The following is a 1877-nucleotide window of genomic DNA, read 5'->3' on the forward strand; positions in this document are numbered from 1 at the left end:
AGCATATATTTCGTAAATGTGCTAATATTTAACAGTAAAGCCGTCGTAGAACGACGGGGTTTCAGACCCAAAATTTTCGATGATATAGCACTACGCGATTACATTAGAAAACGGGTTTCTTTGAGAAACCCGTTTTCTGGAGATGAAAAACATAGATAAAACCCTATAAAATCGATAAGAAGCAATAATTGACAAAATAGGGGTGGTGTGATATGCTTTTTGGTAAAATTTCTAGGCTCTTCGGTTTGTGTTATGCAATGGACGGGGATTATAAGGGATGGAACCCTTATATAGAAAGACATTTAGCGATTTTTGTCAATTGTTTTTTATCTAGAGCGAACTAATCAATTAAGTCTCTTGCCAGATAAGGATTTAGTCGATTTATGCCCCCCTATCGAACCATAACAAGTAACGAAGAGCCAATTTCTACAAAATTGTCAATGAACACCACAACTATCCTCAAATCCCTGTCTGGTGTCGGTGTTGTCTTCGCCAGCACAGTTAGCGCGATCGCTATGGTGGCCACCCTCCCCGCCAGCGCCGCCACCCTTACCTTTACCGGAAATGGTAGTGGCGGTAATATCCCTGATAGCAGCACCACTGGTTTTAGTAGCACTATTACCGTTCCCACCAGTTCCAACTTTTTGATCACCGATGTCACTGTCACCCTCACGGGACTGCAGCACAACTCTCTAGGCCAGGTGCGTGCCGCCCTCACCTACGTCCCAACCAACACGACAGTAGCCCTATTCAACCGGGTTGGGCGCATTGTTCCCCCTGCTACTGCGACTGGCGATAACAGCAACTTCAACGGCAACTACAGCTTTAACGATGCCTTTACCGGCGACATCTGGACGGTAGCGGCTTCTGGGGGTAATCTTTTTAACGTCGCCAGCGGCAACTACTTCGCCACTGGTGGGAACAGTAGCACCAAGGTTCCCATGCTCGCTTCCCTAGGCGGACAAGAGTCCAGCGGCGTCTGGCGGCTGACCATTGCCGATACTGTCGCTGGTACTACTGGCTCTTTCACTTCTTGGACGCTAAATTTGCAAGGTACCCCCATTCCTGAGCCAAGTTCTAGCTTAGGTTTGCTGGCTTTAGGCTTACTGGGAGCGAGAGCGGCACTTGAATGGGAAAGATTAGCATAGAAAACGGGTTTCTTTGAGAAACCCGTTTTCTGGATTATGCTTATTTCCTCCCGACCGGGCTGAAGCGGGAATCAAAACTATCTCAATGGAGCGAGATGAATCGCGACCAGAATAAAACTAACGCGGTAGCGTTTCCACTTTCGGGGAGTTTTGGTTCTCGACGTATTTTTTTAGTTGTTCGACAGTAACGTCGCCACAACTAGCCACGAAATAAGCTCCCGTCCAAAAATAGGGTTTGTTGTCGAAATACTCGGCCGCCAAATACGGAAATTCTTGTCTAATTAAGCGACTACTAACTGTTTTAAGGTTAGCGATTAGTTTGGTCCATGATTGTAATTATAGCGTTTCCTGTTCGCAAGAGATACATTATCGATGGTGAAAAGCTTAATTAGCAAAGGTTAAACTGTGCCACACAGGTGTGAGAACCGCTATAGTTGATATCCTAGGCAGTAAGTGTTATAATTTAACTATACATCACGCTCACGAAAGACAGTGATAACGCTTACCTACCAGTACAAACTAAAGGTAAACAGACAACAGGAACGGGAGATCATCCACATTCTTGATGTTTGCAAAAGCGTTTATAATTACGCTCTTTCAGAACGGAAAGATTGGTTGAACTCTCGAAAGTGTCTTGCGGAGCGCTCTTCGTTAGTTTCCGAGTATATAATTTCCGCAGATGAACCTTATCCAAATTACTTCGTTCAAGCCAAAAATCTAACGGAAGCT

Annotated in this window: 2 protein-coding genes and 1 pseudogene; 2 read left to right on the forward strand and 1 reads right to left on the reverse strand. The window is 45.1% G+C overall.

Annotation, left to right across the window (positions count from 1 at the left end):
* Nucleotides 1-383 precede the first annotated feature (383 nt).
* On the forward strand, nt 384-1148 hold the full coding sequence (locus tag PX481_RS10845) for a proprotein convertase P-domain-containing protein (protein WP_288094573.1): 765 nt from the start codon (nt 384-386) through the stop codon (nt 1146-1148).
* Between the two features lie 117 nt (nt 1149-1265).
* On the opposite strand, the pseudogene PX481_RS10850 reads toward PX481_RS10845, so the two are convergent.
* A pseudogene (locus tag PX481_RS10850) lies at nt 1266-1472 on the reverse strand (IS200/IS605 family transposase); the annotation flags it as partial.
* 168 nt (nt 1473-1640) lie between these two features.
* Between PX481_RS10850 and PX481_RS10855 the strand changes: the two are divergent.
* Nucleotides 1641-1877, forward strand: a 237-nt coding sequence (locus PX481_RS10855) for a helix-turn-helix domain-containing protein (RefSeq protein ID WP_288094574.1), incomplete at its 3' end; no start/stop codon positions are given.

It is taken from the genome of Microcystis sp. M53603_WE2 (assembly GCF_030065435.1).

Coding starts and splice junctions, on each gene's coding strand:
- PX481_RS10845 (WP_288094573.1), top strand. CDS start 384: ATGCCCCCCTATCGAACCATAACAAGTAACGAAGAGCCAATTTCTACA.